Below are 15,386 nucleotides of genomic sequence, written 5' to 3'. Positions count from 1 at the left end.
CCTTAACATTGTTTTAATTAACGATGTTTATTGAGTTTCCGTTTCCTTTTCCAATCACTCTTTGGTAGCGATCAGAACTTTCTTTGTAATAAACTAAGATGGTGTATTCATTTTCAGTCTGATAAAAATTTCCATCCACAGCATTTTCATAATCAATATTTCCTTTTTTGTCTACTGTTCTGTATTGATAATTAGTAAAACCTTGTTTGATCATAACCGCTTTTTCAAAAATTCCTTTATCTGAATTATAATCCATTTTATATTCTGGTGAAAGGCTGTAATTGTTGAACATTCCCGCAATATAAATATCCTTGTTTAATTGAAAAGCCGGAGCAGAAAGACTGAAATATACCCAGGCATAATCGGCCTCAATTTCCTGTTTAAATCCGTTGATGTTTTTCACTACAAAATTTCCGTTTACATCTTCATAAACAGTATAAATTTGGTTTCCTCTTGCGTGATTGGTGTATAAATAGGAGCTGTAAACATCATTGTTGGAACCCATTTTGGCAACATTATTACTAGCTGCGCGAATGTCTTTATTCTCAAAATATAAAAATTCATTTCCACCCCAAAATTGTGTTTCTTTATCATATTTGTATACCATTTGATTTCCAATGGTATATTGTGGAGGAACATTTTTAATGCTGGTTTTAAAATCTCCGTTTTGCAGTAAAAGTACTTTTATGTTTTGCAAAGGTGTCTGAAAAACAATGTCATTTGACAATATCGTAAATTCAAGATTTTGCTTAAAGTCAATATTGCTGAGGTTTCTTGTTCGTTTTACTAAACAGGCAACTGTTGAATGATTTTCATAAAGAACAAATTTTCTGGAAAAAACAACTTCCCGATCTTCATTGAGAATTTTCAGCATATAATTACCTGAAATTCGTAGCTGCGTCGTAAATTGATTCGGAAAAGTTAACTTATAATGCGAATAGCCCTGAAGTGTATTAAATGAATTTGAATAATCAGTAATTCTTTGATTGTCAAAACCTCGAATATAATCTGTTTTTGGAATGTCAGTCGGAATCCAATTGTAATCACAATGCACCACTTCAAAATAATAATTCGCTTCGTTGCCAAATAAATCATCAAACTGAAATGAAAATACAGATCCTAATTCAAAAATCGGCACAACATTAGTATCATTTTGAACAAATGAAGCCGTTTTTATGTTATAAGGAGGATCTATTTCATTTTGTACTTCCTGGGCTTTCGCCGAAGTAAAAACAAGGAGCAACAGAAGGCTTTGAAATAAAAATTTAGACATTTGATTCATTGTAAGATTGTAAATATAACAATTTTATAAAACGAAAAATAGGCCAATCTATTGGATTTAACTCTTAAGAACCTAAAATATATTCTAAATTGCCTTCAATTTCATCATTAATGTAACTTTCTTCTAAAAGAGAATCGGATAATAATTTTTTGTTTTCCTGCAGTTTGATGATTTTTTCCTCAACGGTATTCTTCGAAATAAAACGGATCACATTGACTTTATTCATTTGCCCGATTCTGTGCGCTCGTCCAATACCTTGTTTTTCAGCAAAAGGATTCCACCAAGGATCTAAAAATAAAACATAAGAAGCTTTGGTAATATTTAATCCAACGCCTCCCGCTTTAAGCGAAATAAAAAACAACAACGGATTTTCTTTTTCCTGAAAACGTTTTACTTCTTGTTCTCTTTTGCTTGCTGGAGTCTCTCCTGTAATTTCGCAAAAATCTATTTTATGTTCTTTACACCAATCGGTATAGAAAGTTAAATTGGTAACAAACGAACTGAAGATGATTACTTTTTGTTTTGCTTTGACTAAATTTTCAAGATAATTGGTAACGGCAATATATTTTCCTGAATCAATTTCAGATTCCTGATCGACCATCTTTGGATGATTACTCAATTGTCTTAACTTCATCAAAGTATTGATAATGCTGATTTTATCTGGACTTGAGTGTGTTTTAAGCAAGAAATTACGAGCTTTTGATTTTTCTTTCTCGTATAATTTTTCTTGTTCAGGATCCATATCACAATAGTAAATCTGCTCTGTTAATTCTGGTAAATCTTTTAAAACCTGTTCTTTGGTTCTTCTTAAAATGTAAGGAGCGATGAGGTTTTTTAATTCTACTAAAACTTCTTCATTCTGTTTTTTCTCAATAGGATTTTTGAAGTTTTCAATAAAGAAAGCATAACTTCCTAAGATCTCCGGATTGATAAACTGCATTTGCGACCATAAATCGTCAAGCGAATTTTCGATCGGCGTACCACTCAAAGCAATTTTATGCCCAGTACTGATTTTATTTATGGCTTTAAAAATCTTGGAATTTTTGTTTTTGATGTATTGACTTTCGTCCAAAATCAAATAACGGAAATCGTATTTTTCTAAAATAGAAATATCACGATGAATGATACTATAGCTTGTAAAAATTAAATCGGTTGAATTTATTCTGCTTGCTAATGATTTTCGGTCATTGCCAACATATTGCATTTTAGAAAAGTGTGGCGTAAACTTTCCAGCTTCATTAAACCAGTTAAAAACCAATGAAGAAGGAAGAACGATTAAAGCTTTAAGGGGTTCTCTTTCAATCGTAGTTTCATTGGCAAACAAATCAAAATTGGTTGTTTTGGTTGTAAAACCTAATTGTTCCTGTACCGAAACCAAAACTGATAAAGTCTGTAAAGTTTTTCCAAGTCCCATATCATCAGCGAGGCATGCTCCCATATTGGAATTAAAATGCCCCAAAAGCCATTTCACTCCATCGACTTGATATGGCCTTAAAGTTGCTTTTATTAAATCTGAAGCCGTAAATTCAGCTTGATGAATTTGGTCTAAATCATTGTCAATTTCTGAAATTCCGTCCAAAGCTGTGAAATTACTTTTACGTAAAAGTATTGCTCCATTTTCTGTTTTGGCCAATTTTGCCAAAGAACCATATTTGCTGAACCATTCTAACGGAATCAAAAAATAGTTTCCGTCAGGTAATTGGAAAAGTCTTTCTTTGCTTTTTATATTCGGAATAATTTCGCTGAAATTGATTTTATAATTACCAATCGTAATGATGATTTTAATGTCGAACCAATCTGCTTTTGTTTCTTTTGCAATTGAAATCGTGTTGCTCTCTGTAATGATTTCTTTGCTTTCAAGTTTTAAATTTTGAATAGTAAAACCTAAGCTTTCCAGTTTTTCCTTATTATCAATAATGAGCTGAATATTGACATAAGGATCAGAAGTTTCAGTATCTGATTTCAATCCGAATAACTCATTTTTGATTTTTTCTAAACCAATTTCGAGTAATTTGCCGGTATATGAATTTTCATCTGAGCTTCGTTTAAACTGAATTATTTTCGGTTCGTTTGCTACACTAAAATCAACAAAAGAATGTATCTTTTTGGTTTTGCTCGCGTCAAAAACATATCCGTTATAATCAAAATAAAGATTGAGATAATAGCAGTTTTTAAAGAAATCAAAAACAGGCTGAATCGTACAGGAAACGATTTGGTCACGAAGCTCGATATCAAAACCATTGGCGTCAATGTCAATTTTTTTAGCAATTTCCGGAATGAAATTTTTAAAATAATCATCAACCAATTTTGAAGGAATTTCAATTGATTTTTTCTTTAAAAATGGAGTCAATTTTTTAGCATTTAATTCTTTTAACTGCCCTAGTTTTTTATCAATAATTAGCCAGCCTGGTTCATCTAAAAGAATGTCAGCACTTTTGTTCATTGGTAAAAAAGTATTTTCATTTTCTTTTAATGAAAGCGTGTAAGTGATGCCTTCAGCGTGTTTATCAAACTGAATTTGAGGCTCAAAATCCAACGGTTCTACACTAACTCTTGAACGATAAAAATCTTTTTCTGGTCCTAAATTAATGGATAAAGGAAATTGCTCTTTTACAATCAGATCGTAAAACGGACTTAAATTGATTTTTAAATGCTGACGAATGGCAAAATCAATTTTGGAATCTTTTTGCAAATCGGCAATTGTTTTAGCTGATTTGATTTTTGTTCCAAATTTTTTGAAAATAAATTCAGGTTTTAAAGATTCGCAAATGTTTAGAATTCTTTTTGAATTGGGGTCTAAATTTTCGAAATCAATTCCGAAACTTTCAATTATAGCTTTTGTTGCTTTTTTGTTCAGATATTTGATATCGCTGGTGTTTTCAACAATATATGCAGTTGGGATATAAGCATTCAGATTTTTTTCAAAACTGATGTCAAAACAGAACTGAAATGATTTTGTAGGTTCCAAGGTTTAGGGATTTGGTTAGGCTTGTATTTTGAGAATTGGGCTAAAAAAATAAAGAGTTTTCAAAATATCAATAATTTGAAAACTCTTTGTAAATGAACTTCTATGGTGAAAAAATTAGTTTTCCTGTTTAAAGCAAAGCGGAATAATTTCGCCTTTTGCCAGACAGTATTTTTCAACTAATTCTGGTGCAATTTTGTTAGTGTAATCTTCTTCAATTACAATAAAACCAATACTTCTTAATTTATCGAAATAATCACGTCCGTAAACACGAACATGGTCGTATTGTCCGAAGATTTTAGCACGCTCTTTTTGATCTGTAATCGAGTCATCTGCAAAAGTAACTTCGCGTGATAAATCCTGTGGAATCTGTAAAATCGCCATTCCGCCTGGTTTCAAAACACGATATAATTCCTGCATCGCTTTTGTGTCGTCTGGAATGTGCTCTAAAACGTGATTACATAAAATAACGTCATATTCGTTGTCTTTGAAAGGCAAATTACAAATATCTGCTTTTACATCTGCCAAAGGCGAAAGTAAATCGGTTGTAGTGTAGTCTAAGTTTTTTTGCTTGCGGAATCTTTTATAAAAAGCTTGTTCCGGAGCAAAATGCAATACTTTTTTAGGTGCTGTAAAAAAATCAGTCTGATCGTTTAAATACAACCAAAGCAAACGGTGTCTCTCTAAAGAAAGGGTACTTGGCGAAAGCACATTATTACGTTGTTTTCCGTATCCGTAAGGCAGAAAAGCTCTAAAACTTTTTCCGTCGATAGGATCAGTGTATTTACTTCCTTTTAAAGATAATGCTAAAATTGGGCGTGCCACATAACTCAAACGAATTAATAATGGACGCGGGATTGTATTAAGTACTAATTTGAAAAGTTTTTTCATGGGGCTGTTTCGCAGAGTTACACAAAGTTAGCACGGAGCTTCACAAAGTATTTATAAATCTCTTTATGTTGTTTTTTAATATTTTTGAATCAAAATTAATAAGTAATCCTAATGGATAATTTCCAAGTTTCAAATAAGTCAGTATTTGTGCATAATGAACATCTGTAAATGCTTCGACAGTTTTTAATTCAATTACGATCGTGTTTTCAATTAATAAATCAATTCGATATCCATGATCGAGTTTTATATCTTTATAAATAATTGGTAAAACTTTTTGTCTTTCAACGGTCAAGCCGGCATTTACTATTTCATAATACAAACATTCTTGATAAGCTGATTCCAATAAACCAGGACCAAGTTGTTTGTGAACATCAATCGCTAAACCAATAATTTTATATGTAATTATATCTAATCTATTACGGGATTCATTGTTTTCTTCAAACATCTAAAAGGCTTGTAAAATAAATTAATTTTGTGAATCTTGGCGTATATCTTTGTGAATCTCTGTGAAATAACTATAAAACCAATGGCACTTTTCTAAATTCATCTTCTTCATTGCTTTCGATTCCTAAAGCTTTGTAGATGTATTGAAAAGTCGATAATAATTCTGGTTTTCCATCAACTAAGGCAACGTCATGCTCAAAATGTGCACTAGGTTTTCCGTCAGCAGTCAAGATTGTCCAGCCGTCTTTAAGTTGTTTGATGTTTTTGGTTCCCATGTTGATCATTGGCTCAATTGCTACAACCATTCCTTCAACAAAAAGCTTTCCGCGCCCGCGTTTTCCGTAGTTTGGCATTTCTGGTTCTTCGTGCATTTTTTGCCCAACACCATGTCCAACCAATTCACGAACTACTCCGTAACCGTGAGCTTCAGTATATTTTTGAATCGCATTTCCAACATCTTCAACGCGATTTCCTGCTTTAAATTCTCTAATTCCAACGTAAAGAGATTCTTTCGTTACCTGAAGAAGTTTTTTAACTTCAGGAGCAACTTCTCCGATCTCAAAACTGTATGCGTGATCGCCGTGATATCCATTTTTGAAAGCACCACAATCTACAGAAATAACATCACCGTTTTTTAGAGGCGTATTATTAGGAATACCGTGAACAACCTGAGCATTTGGACTCATGCAAAGTGAATTCGGGAAATCGTACAATCCAAGGAAACTTGGAACTGCACCGTGATCACGAATAAATTCTTCGGCTAATTTGTCAAGATATAATGTAGTGACTCCTTCTTTAATTTCAGAAGCAATCATTCCTAATGTTTTAGATACGATCAAAGCACTTTCGCGCATTAATTCGATTTCCTCTCTAGTTTTTTGGATAATCATATTTTTTCCATTTTTCAGTTCGCAAAAGTACAATTTTTAATTAAAATTTTTCGTCACGAATTCACGAATTATCTCAAAACAAATTTTTTAAAAAGCATATTTTACAAATCAATTAATTAATTTTTAAAAAAAATTCGTGAATTCGTGGCTGTTTAAAGTACAAGAACGAGCAATTATCTCAGAAAAAAGCCATAAATTAGTAGTAAAATGTCAAAATCATGGAAATTTCGACGGATCAGGATATGGAAAAAGTAAAAGCATTAAAAAAAATGAAAGCAACAGCTTTGTCGCTTTTAGGTTTCGCAGTGCTTCTTTTTATAATTGCTATTTATTTTAAAATTCCGATGTTGCAGGCTTTTAGTGAAGCGGCAATGGTTGGAGGAATTGCCGATTGGTTTGCTGTTGTAGCGCTTTTTCGTCATCCGATGGGAATTCCGATTTGGCATACCGCTATTATTCCGACTAAGAAAAATGAAATTGGAGAGAATCTTGGAAATTTTGTTTCGGAAGAATTCCTGAATCGGGAAAAATTAGAAATTAAACTCGATGAATTCAATTTTGCAACCAAAGCTTCAGATTGGCTTTCACAAGAAGAAAATGCAAATAAAATAGCCAATGTAGTGGCAGTAAATATTATTCCCGGTATTTTAAGAACGATAAAAGATGAAGATGTCAAGCGGTTTATCCAAGTGCAGTTCAAAGAAAAAATGGAAGGGATTAATTTTGGAAATTGGGTTGCAGTTGCTTTAGAACCTTTGCAAAAAGGAGAATTAAAAAATCAAATGCTGGCGAATCTTCTTGAAGTGATGAGCAGTGAATTGACTAATAATAAAGATTTGATCAGACAAAAAGTAAAAGCTTCAACACCGCTTTTAAGTTTCGGATTAGCAGATAAAAGTATTACCGAAGGTGTTTTTAATGGTCTTCAGGATTTTTTAAATGAAGCCAAAAAACCTGAAAGTGCGGTGCGTTTAAAGATTGATGAATATATTTTTAACTTTCTGGAAAAGGTGAAAAACTCTGAAGAAATGAGAGTTAAAATCAACGATATGATTTTGGGATTTGTTGGAAAAAAAGAAGTTCAGGATTACATCAATGGCATTTGGGATGAAATAAAACTTTCAATAACCAATGATTTAGATAAGGGGGACGATTCTTCAATTAAAAACAGTATTTCAAACTTAATTCAGACTTTCGGAAACGGAATTAAAGAAGATCCAATCATGATTGACAAAATCAATAATTTCATCAAAAATGATTTATTGTCGATTCTTTTAAACAATAAAAAAGTAATAGGAGATTTAATTTCATCAACCGTAAAAAGCTGGGATGGAAAAGAAGTTTCTGAAAAATTAGAATTAGAAATCGGCAAGGATCTTCAATACATCAGAATCAATGGAACTTTAGTAGGAGGAGTTATTGGACTTGTTATTTATGGCGTTGAGCAGTTGTATCACTTACTATCAGTTTAGCACCGAAAATTTCCAAAGCTTTAATTTCTTTATAAAATAATTCTCGCAAAGTCGCAGAGACGCAAAGTTTTAATTTCTTTGCGGCTTCGCGTCTTTGCGAGATTTTTTTAAGTTCTGTTTAAATGAACTTATATCACTTATATGGTTTAAGAGATTACAGAAGGGAATGACAAGTCATTGCATTTGGTTGTTGAACTCCCATCAATTCTAAAATAGTAGGAGCGATATCACCTAAAACACCATTTTGAATGTTTTTCAATTCTTTGTCAACTAAAATAATCGGCACTGGATTTGTTGTGTGTGCTGTATTTGGACTTCCATCGGGATTGATCATCGTTTCGCAGTTTCCGTGATCGGCAATTACAATTGTAGTGTAATTGTTTGCAAGAGCAGCGTCAATCACTTTTTTAGCGCAAGCGTCAACCGCTTCACAAGCTTTAATTGCGGCTTCCATGATTCCGGTGTGTCCCACCATGTCTCCGTTTGCAAAGTTTAAACAAACAAAATCAACTTCGCCTTTGTTCAATTCAGGAACAAGTGCATCTGCCAATTCGTAAGCGCTCATTTCTGGTTGTAAATCGTAAGTAGCAACTTTTGGAGAATTTCTCAAAATTCTTGATTCGCCTTCAAAAGGAGTTTCTCTACCGCCAGAAAAGAAAAATGTCACGTGTGGATATTTCTCCGTTTCAGCAATTCTGATTTGTTTTTTACCTGCTTTTTCTAAAACTTCACCAAGTGTTTCTGTAATATTATCTTTATTGTAAACCACTTTTACGTTTTGGTACGTTTCATCGTAGTTCGTCAATGTTACATAATATAGGTTTAGTTTATGCATATTTTGTTCGTGGAAATCCTGTTGCGAAAGTGCTTCAGTAAGTTCACGTCCTCTGTCTGTTCTAAAGTTAAAGAAAATTACAACATCACCTTCAACAATCGTAGAAAGAGGTTTGGCATTTTCATCAACTATAACAACAGGTTCGATAAACTCATCTGTCACGTCTTTTGCATAGCTGTCCAAAACGCTAGCAACAGCGTTTGTTGATGGAGTTCCAACTCCGTTTACAACTAAATCGTAAGCTAATTTTACACGTTCCCAACGTTTGTCGCGATCCATTGCATAGTAACGACCAACGATTGAAGCGATTTTTACCGGAGTATCTTTAATATATTCATCCAAATCATGAATGTATTTTGCTCCAGATTTTGGGTCAACATCACGTCCATCTGTAAAAGCGTGAACATAAACCTGATCTAAACCATATTCTTGTGAAGCATCAATTAAACCGCGTAAATGAGAAGTATGAGAGTGGACACCTCCGTCAGAAACTAATCCTAAAAAGTGTACTTTTTTATTGTTTTCTTTAGCATAAGTAAAAGCATCAATCAAAACTTGTTCTTTCGCAAGTGTTTTGTGTGCTACAGCTAAATTTATTTTGGCTAAATCCTGATATACAATTCTGCCGGCACCAAGATTCATGTGGCCAACTTCACTGTTTCCCATTTGTCCTTCAGGCAAACCAACATTCAATCCGTCAGTTCTTAATTGAGCGCTTGGGTAATTTTTGTAAAGACTGTTTATAAAAGGAACATTTGCATTGTCTATTGCAGATACTTTAGGGTCAGGAGATTTTCCCCAACCATCTAAAATCATAAGGATAACTTTTTTGTTCATTACTTTTTGTTTTCTACAAAGATAAGTCATTTCTATACTTTGCAAGAAGACCGCGATACATTTATATTTAATAAAATGAAGCGTATTAAAAAATAATAATTTAATTAAAGAAGGACTTTTTTTTTAAAATTAATTCACGCTAAGCTCTTTTTCTGATCTTATTTTTGACAGCATTATAGTCAATAAAGTATTTGACACTTACTGAAAAAACATGTTTTAAAGCGTCATTATTTAGCAAGGCCGTTACGTTATCTTTGAATTGCTTGTCGATAATGCGTTCAAAATTGTCGGCATTATTGCGATATAACACAGAAACCTGACTTCCGGGAGCAAACCACCATGAATAGGATAGATCAGCATTCCAAGAATAAAAACTTGAATTTTTGTTATCAGTATATTCAGGATAAGGAGTTAAAGTACCATCTTGCTCCAATTGTAAAATATCTAAATTTTCGGCATACGACCAATATTGTCTAACCGATAAATTAAAAGTCATTGTACTGTTTAAAGCGTATTTTCCGCCGAGTGTATTAGAATAAGTAACTACATTTCGATTAGCAAAAACAATATTGTCTGGCGTACTTTCATTGTCATCTCCATCAACATTGTCAATATATCCTTTGTTATTGTTTTTTCTGAAAAAGCTGAAATAATAGGTCAACAATAATTTGTCATTAAAACGATATCTCGGACCTACATCAACTCCGTAAGCCATTCTTCCAGGTTCGTCGGCAATTGAAATAGAAGGATTTAAGTCTAACGCAAATTTATTATTGTAATTAGTCGAAAGACTTGCCCAAGATTCAAATTTTCTTGGAATAATTACATATCGGTTATCAGCTCGGGGTTCATAATAATCATGTGATTGCATTGGATAAACCGTGAATCCCATACCAAAATAATGGTTTTTTACTGTTGTCAGGTTTACATTCGCATTAATGCTGTTGTCTTGAATTAGTCCAGATTCTTTGTTAAATTCGGCGTACATATTATAGTTGATTCTAAAACTATTGAAAAGCTTCGTTGGATTTAGAATTCTATAATTGGCATTTCCATAAAAGTTGTAATAATTAGTATAAAAATTGATTCCAAGATCATTAGGGTCATAGCCTTTCGTCACAAAATCAGAACCAACACTGTAACGATATTTTCCGCTTGTTTCAGCAAAACCAATTGTTGTATAAATACCATTTTTATCTTCTTCCATATTGATATGGCTGTATTTTGCATTTCCGTATAAGCTGTAGGTGTTTGCTTTTGTGTTTAAATCCCAAGCCAGACCGGTTACGTTCGCATCTCTATAGTGGGCATTTCGGGTAACATTTGTATTTATAAAAGTAACGGATGAGTTTTTTCGAAAACGCTGATCAAGAACCAAAACATTATAATTAGTCAAAGGTTCAACAATTGCGGTTCTTGTAGCGTTTGAAATCGTATCTTTTATTGTCGCGTATGTTTTTTCGGTAACAGCATTTAAAACGCCAATTCCTAATCCTCCTTTAGTTCTTCCTGAAACTTTCAAAGCATTAATAAGATTAACGTTTTGAACATTTTCAATGATTTTTTCATTATCATTTAAATCGGGATCAATTGAAGGACTTCCTCCAATTCTTCGAGAATAAAAGATATTTCCTTTTTTGAACAAGTCGGTTCCTTCTGTAAAAAAAGCACGATTCTCATTGAATTGCTGTTCAAACGGACTCAAATTTAAGATTCGATCGTCATACTTTGTTTGACCAAAATCTGGAATCAAAATGGCGTCAAGTGTAAAAGCATCATTAATTCCGTATTTAATGTCCATACCGCCTTTCATTTGGCCGTATGTTTTTTGGCCGTCGGCTGCGTTTAAATAATAAGAAGCATACGGCAAAAAGAACAATCGAGTAGGAGGTTTGATGTTTTCAATTCCGGCCAACTCTCCATTTTGTTGGGTAAAAGTTCCAATTTTGGTATCAATTAAATTCCAGGTATATTTCTTGCGTTCACGTTTTACTTCTCTAAAAAAGTTGATTCCCCAAGTTTGTTTGTTTTCTGCAGAAAAACGAAGCGCCGCATATGGAAGTTTAATTTCGACAATCCAGCCTTTGTCTGTAATATGGGCTTTACTTAGCCAGACAGCATCCCAAGAATAGTCTTCTCCAATTGCGTCCGTCATAATGCAATCGCCCTGAACATCAGCAGCTGAAACGAAAAACTCAAAATTTTGCTGACCGTCATTAAAGCCATTTACAAAAACTCCAAAAATATCAGCAGTTCCAAAATTATCGCGCTGTGATATTTCTTTTAAAATTTTATTTGGCTCATCGTCATACATCATGGCGCCTATATAAATAGCGTCATTATTATAAAGAACTTTAATCTCTGTTTTTTTTCCTTCGGGAATTGGTTTGCCATTATCCGGCTCAAACATGATAAAATTTGTTGCAATTGGTGCATTTTCCCAAGCAGCTTCATCTAGTTTTCCGTCAATTGAAATGGACTCCACAGTAGATTGAGCCTGAAGAACTTTCTTTTGGCTATAACTCCAAAAAGTGGATAGAAGAAGACTTAAAAAAACTAATTTTTTCATGAAATTATAATAGGAAATAAAATGAGCAAAATGGTATTACTGCAGTAATAGACTTCGGTTTGTTTTAATTGTTACAGTTTTAATTGCCAAAAATAATGTTTAGTTGTATTTTCTTTAAGAAAAAGGATCAAAAACATTTAGACTTTTCAAGTGGTAAATATCTTACAAAAAAAATCAGTTTTTCGGCTTAAATGCAAATTTTTTACTATTATTCTGTTAAAATTTCAGTAAAAAAGCACTGATTTATTGTGTTGAGTTTCAATCGCTATAATTTTTTTCTATTTTTGCTCTACCCAAATTTAAGTATTAACCTAAAGAAATTCAATGATTTACAAAATTTATCCCTTGCTTGTGTTTTTCCTGTTGTCTTTTGGTAAAGATTCAAAAAACACTATCGAAATTAAAACTGCAGCAACAAAAAATATTGCTAAAGTTGCGACACTTACAGTTGATGCTAAGATTGAAAATGTGTATGATAATTTAAATACAAATCATTTTCAGTTGCCAGAACTTAAAACTTTTTCTGAAGCTTTGAAAGGATTTTATCTTTTGAAAGAAAGAGGAGTAATTCAAAAAGATATTTTAACGTTGATCGATTTTAGTATGTCATCAAATAGTAAACGCCTTTGGGTGATTGATTTGTCTACTAATACTATTTTGTTTCAATCGTTAGTAGCTCACGGAAGAAATACGGGGGAAGAATTTGCTTCTTCATTTTCAAATAATAATTCGTCTTATAAAAGCAGTCTAGGTTTTTATGCCACGGGCGAAATTTATCAAGGAAAACATGGCGCTTCACTTCGTTTAGACGGATTAGAAAGAGGCTTTAACAGCAATGCCCGTGAAAGAGGTGTAGTAATGCATGGCGCTGACTATGTATCGGAATCTTTTATAAAAGCGCACAAAAGATTAGGCAGAAGTCAAGGCTGTCCTGCAATTCCTTTTGAATTGACAGATGAAATAATTAAAACAATAAAAGGTAAATCGTGTTTGTATATTTATCACCCATCAAGAAGTTTCTCGATGGAAGAAAAGCTAATTTCTTAATTTAGTATACAAATCCGAATCCAGATTATAAATATCAGCTCTGAAAATGAGCTGATTTTTTTTGCTCCAAGCGGTCCAGTACCATTGATACAAAGCATACTTTTTTGTGATTTTGAAGCTCATGGTTTTTTTAGAAGCAATTATAGTATCAATTTTCACTTTTGAAAATCGTGCCGTATCGTTTAAAATATGTTGAGCTAGTTCTAGTGGATTTTCTATACGAACACAGCCGGAACTTAAAGAACGGTTGCTTCTGCCAAAATAATTTCGATGATTGGTGTCATGCAAATAAACGCTATGATGATTTGGAAATAAAATTTTCATAACGCCCAGCGAATTTGTGTAGCCGGGACTTTGCACGTATCGATAATTGTTAGGTTTGTTTTCGTTCCATGCAGTTGGTTCGACAATATGTCCAGCGGTATCATAAATGGTGATATTTTTATTCGCTAAATAATTTCTGTTTTTTTTCATCGCAGGAACAACATCTTCTTTTAAAATAGTTGGAGGAACCGTCCATGTGGGATTAAAAACAACCGTTTTTAAAGTTGAGGTAATAATAGGTGTTTTTCTTTTGCTGGTTCCAACTACGATATTTCGAACTAAAGTTGTATCTTGATTTTCAACAACATTTAGACTGTAATCTGGAATATTAATTATGAAATAATTTTCAGCAAAATCGGTGGTAAACCATCTCCAACGTTCTAAATTGGCAATGATTTGTTGTTTTCTTTTTTCTTTGGAATAATTTAGTGCACGGATTGTTCCTTGCCCAATAACTCCGTCAGGAGCCAAGCCATGTCGCTCCTGGAATTTTTTGATTGACTCAAATGTTTTTCCGTTGTAAATGGTGGTTAAACTGTCTTTTCCAGTCATGTCTCCCCAAAACAGCAGTCTTTTTTTGATGTTGATTAGCGCAGGATTGCTCTCATTTAAACTTATTTTTTTTGTCAAAGAATCAGTAGTTATCTTTTCGATATTGTCATCTGGAAAAGTATCAATGATTTCTAGCGCTTTAAGTAATTCTTTATAAGTTTCTGATTTTGGCTGAATGTTATCTACAATACTATCTAATTTGTTTTTGTTGAAAGCTTTAATAAGAACATCATTCACGTCAAGAGTTTTTTCGTCCAAATCCCAATCCGTATATAATTTCTTAGGATCTAACTTTCCCTTGAAAAGATGATTTAGATATTTTTCAAAATTATAAGTCAGTAAAATATCATAAGTTGCTAATTCGGTATCATTAAGCAGGCTAATTCTTTTTTCAAATTTTTGTAGTTGAGAAGCTTTGTAATCTTCTGGATCTAAGCCTAGTTTGTCCGAATTTTGTAACTGCGATAAAACGTAGGATCTTTTTTTTAGATTTCCCCAAACTGTTTTATTTTCAGATGAACTATAAAATTGTTTAAGCGTTTCACTTTTATAAGAACCAATTATTGCTGTATCAATTTCAACTGATCTTTCATCTGTAAGAATAATTGCTGGAGCCTTTTTTTTGACAATAGGAATAATTTTCGGCTCATCTTTTTTACAACCGATAAATATACATATTGCAAAAAAAAAGTAAAGTTTCTTCATTTTATAATTTTTTATACATCAAATAATGTTCGCCAACATCTTTAATATCAAACGCCTCACCCAGAGTCTGATAATTCATTTTTTTATAAAAGCCAACGGCGGCGGTTCTTGCGTTAAACCAAATTACATCAACTTTGTTTTCATTGCAGTAGATTTCGCAATGTTTAACTAAAGCTTCTCCAAATCCCTTTTTCTGATGTGTTTCTAAAACGGCCATCCCACGAATTTGAGCCTGATTTTTTTCGGCAAATATAGGATTGATTTGTGAAAATAATGAAATTATTCCTGTTAAATTATTGTTTTCAAATAAGCCAAAATGATGTGTTGTCTCTAAATCATCGCCTTCAAAGATGCAACTTTCTATAGGTTTTCCTGCTCTTAAAACAGGTTGACGAACAACATAAGTTTCTTTTGATGGGATTTCTTTAATAATAGTCATGATTTTTTTTAATTTTTTTGAATTTATAACTTTTTAATTTTAAATGGGTTATAAATTATTGTTGATTTTTATTGATTTTTTTTGCCAAAAAGCTTGTTTTGAACTTAACTTTCTTTTTATATTTGCACCACCAA

General features: G+C 32.7%; 11 protein-coding genes. 2 read left to right on the top strand and 9 right to left on the bottom strand.

What is annotated here, in order from left to right; all coding sequences use genetic code 11:
• Positions 1-13: 13 nt before the first annotated feature.
• From ACWA1B_RS15105 to map, 5 genes are all read right to left on the bottom strand, one after another.
• Positions 14-1,273, bottom strand: coding sequence for a type IX secretion system plug protein (locus ACWA1B_RS15105; RefSeq protein WP_456908275.1), 1,260 nt, complete (start codon positions 1,271-1,273; stop codon positions 14-16).
• Positions 1,274-1,346: 73 nt separating this feature from the next.
• Positions 1,347-4,250 carry a DEAD/DEAH box helicase gene (locus tag ACWA1B_RS15100; RefSeq protein WP_456908273.1) on the bottom strand — a complete coding sequence of 968 codons (2,904 nt, stop codon included), beginning with the start codon at positions 4,248-4,250 and terminating at the stop codon, positions 1,347-1,349.
• Between the two features lie 114 nt (positions 4,251-4,364).
• A complete protein-coding gene (locus tag ACWA1B_RS15095; protein WP_426486325.1) occupies positions 4,365-5,138 on the bottom strand; it encodes a class I SAM-dependent methyltransferase in 774 nt (257 codons plus the stop codon).
• 40 nt (positions 5,139-5,178) lie between these two features.
• The gene (locus ACWA1B_RS15090) at positions 5,179-5,583 is read right to left on the bottom strand and encodes a GxxExxY protein (protein ID WP_456908271.1); all 405 of its coding nucleotides are present in this window, start codon (positions 5,581-5,583) and stop codon (positions 5,179-5,181) included.
• Positions 5,584-5,653: 70 nt separating this feature from the next.
• Positions 5,654-6,472, bottom strand: a complete 819-nt coding sequence (map, locus tag ACWA1B_RS15085; RefSeq protein ID WP_456908269.1) for a type I methionyl aminopeptidase — start codon at positions 6,470-6,472, stop codon at positions 5,654-5,656.
• Positions 6,473-6,690: 218 nt separating this feature from the next.
• On the opposite strand from map, the gene ACWA1B_RS15080 reads away from it, so the two are divergent.
• Positions 6,691-7,944 (top strand): DUF445 domain-containing protein, encoded by a 1,254-nt coding sequence (locus ACWA1B_RS15080; RefSeq protein WP_456908267.1) that lies wholly within the window; start codon positions 6,691-6,693, stop codon positions 7,942-7,944.
• Positions 7,945-8,098: 154 nt separating this feature from the next.
• Here the strand turns inward: ACWA1B_RS15080 and gpmI are convergent, their stop codons facing one another.
• The gene (gpmI, locus tag ACWA1B_RS15075; protein ID WP_456908265.1) at positions 8,099-9,616 is read right to left on the bottom strand and encodes a 2,3-bisphosphoglycerate-independent phosphoglycerate mutase; all 1,518 of its coding nucleotides are present in this window, start codon (positions 9,614-9,616) and stop codon (positions 8,099-8,101) included.
• Positions 9,617-9,755: 139 nt separating this feature from the next.
• Positions 9,756-12,185, bottom strand: a complete 2,430-nt coding sequence (locus ACWA1B_RS15070; protein ID WP_456908263.1) for a DUF5916 domain-containing protein — start codon at positions 12,183-12,185, stop codon at positions 9,756-9,758.
• A gap of 324 nt (positions 12,186-12,509) precedes the next feature.
• Between ACWA1B_RS15070 and ACWA1B_RS15065 the strand changes: the two genes are divergently transcribed.
• Positions 12,510-13,232 carry a murein L,D-transpeptidase catalytic domain family protein gene (locus ACWA1B_RS15065; RefSeq protein ID WP_456908261.1) on the top strand — a complete coding sequence of 241 codons (723 nt, stop codon included), beginning with the start codon at positions 12,510-12,512 and terminating at the stop codon, positions 13,230-13,232.
• On the opposite strand, the gene ACWA1B_RS15060 is transcribed toward ACWA1B_RS15065, so the two are convergent.
• Together ACWA1B_RS15060 and ACWA1B_RS15055 are read right to left on the bottom strand one after the other, a co-directional pair.
• Entirely contained in the window at positions 13,221-14,813 is a 1,593-nt protein-coding gene (locus ACWA1B_RS15060) for a L,D-transpeptidase family protein (protein WP_456908259.1), read from the bottom strand. The two genes, ACWA1B_RS15065 and ACWA1B_RS15060, sit on opposite strands and share 12 nt — an antisense overlap.
• 1 nt (position 14,814) lies before the next feature.
• Positions 14,815-15,252 carry a GNAT family N-acetyltransferase gene (locus ACWA1B_RS15055; protein ID WP_456908257.1) on the bottom strand — a complete coding sequence of 146 codons (438 nt, stop codon included), beginning with the start codon at positions 15,250-15,252 and terminating at the stop codon, positions 14,815-14,817.
• Positions 15,253-15,386 lie beyond the last annotated feature (134 nt).

The organism is Flavobacterium xizangense (assembly GCF_054075145.1).
This window is presented reverse-complemented; position numbering and strand designations above follow the sequence as displayed.

What these genes read in the sequence shown, in the direction of transcription:
- ACWA1B_RS15105 (WP_456908275.1), bottom strand. Translation starts at nt 1,273, where the DNA reads ATGTCTAAATTTTTATTTCAAAGCCTTCTGTTGCTCCTTGTTTTTACT.
- ACWA1B_RS15095 (WP_426486325.1), bottom strand. Translation starts at nt 5,138, where the DNA reads ATGAAAAAACTTTTCAAATTAGTACTTAATACAATCCCGCGTCCATTA.
- ACWA1B_RS15090 (WP_456908271.1), bottom strand. Translation starts at nt 5,583, where the DNA reads ATGTTTGAAGAAAACAATGAATCCCGTAATAGATTAGATATAATTACA.
- map (WP_456908269.1), bottom strand. Translation starts at nt 6,472, where the DNA reads ATGATTATCCAAAAAACTAGAGAGGAAATCGAATTAATGCGCGAAAGT.
- ACWA1B_RS15080 (WP_456908267.1), top strand. Translation starts at nt 6,691, where the DNA reads ATGGAAATTTCGACGGATCAGGATATGGAAAAAGTAAAAGCATTAAAA.
- gpmI (WP_456908265.1), bottom strand. Translation starts at nt 9,616, where the DNA reads ATGAACAAAAAAGTTATCCTTATGATTTTAGATGGTTGGGGAAAATCT.
- ACWA1B_RS15070 (WP_456908263.1), bottom strand. Translation starts at nt 12,185, where the DNA reads ATGAAAAAATTAGTTTTTTTAAGTCTTCTTCTATCCACTTTTTGGAGT.
- ACWA1B_RS15065 (WP_456908261.1), top strand. Translation starts at nt 12,510, where the DNA reads ATGATTTACAAAATTTATCCCTTGCTTGTGTTTTTCCTGTTGTCTTTT.
- ACWA1B_RS15060 (WP_456908259.1), bottom strand. Translation starts at nt 14,813, where the DNA reads ATGAAGAAACTTTACTTTTTTTTTGCAATATGTATATTTATCGGTTGT.
- ACWA1B_RS15055 (WP_456908257.1), bottom strand. Translation starts at nt 15,252, where the DNA reads ATGACTATTATTAAAGAAATCCCATCAAAAGAAACTTATGTTGTTCGT.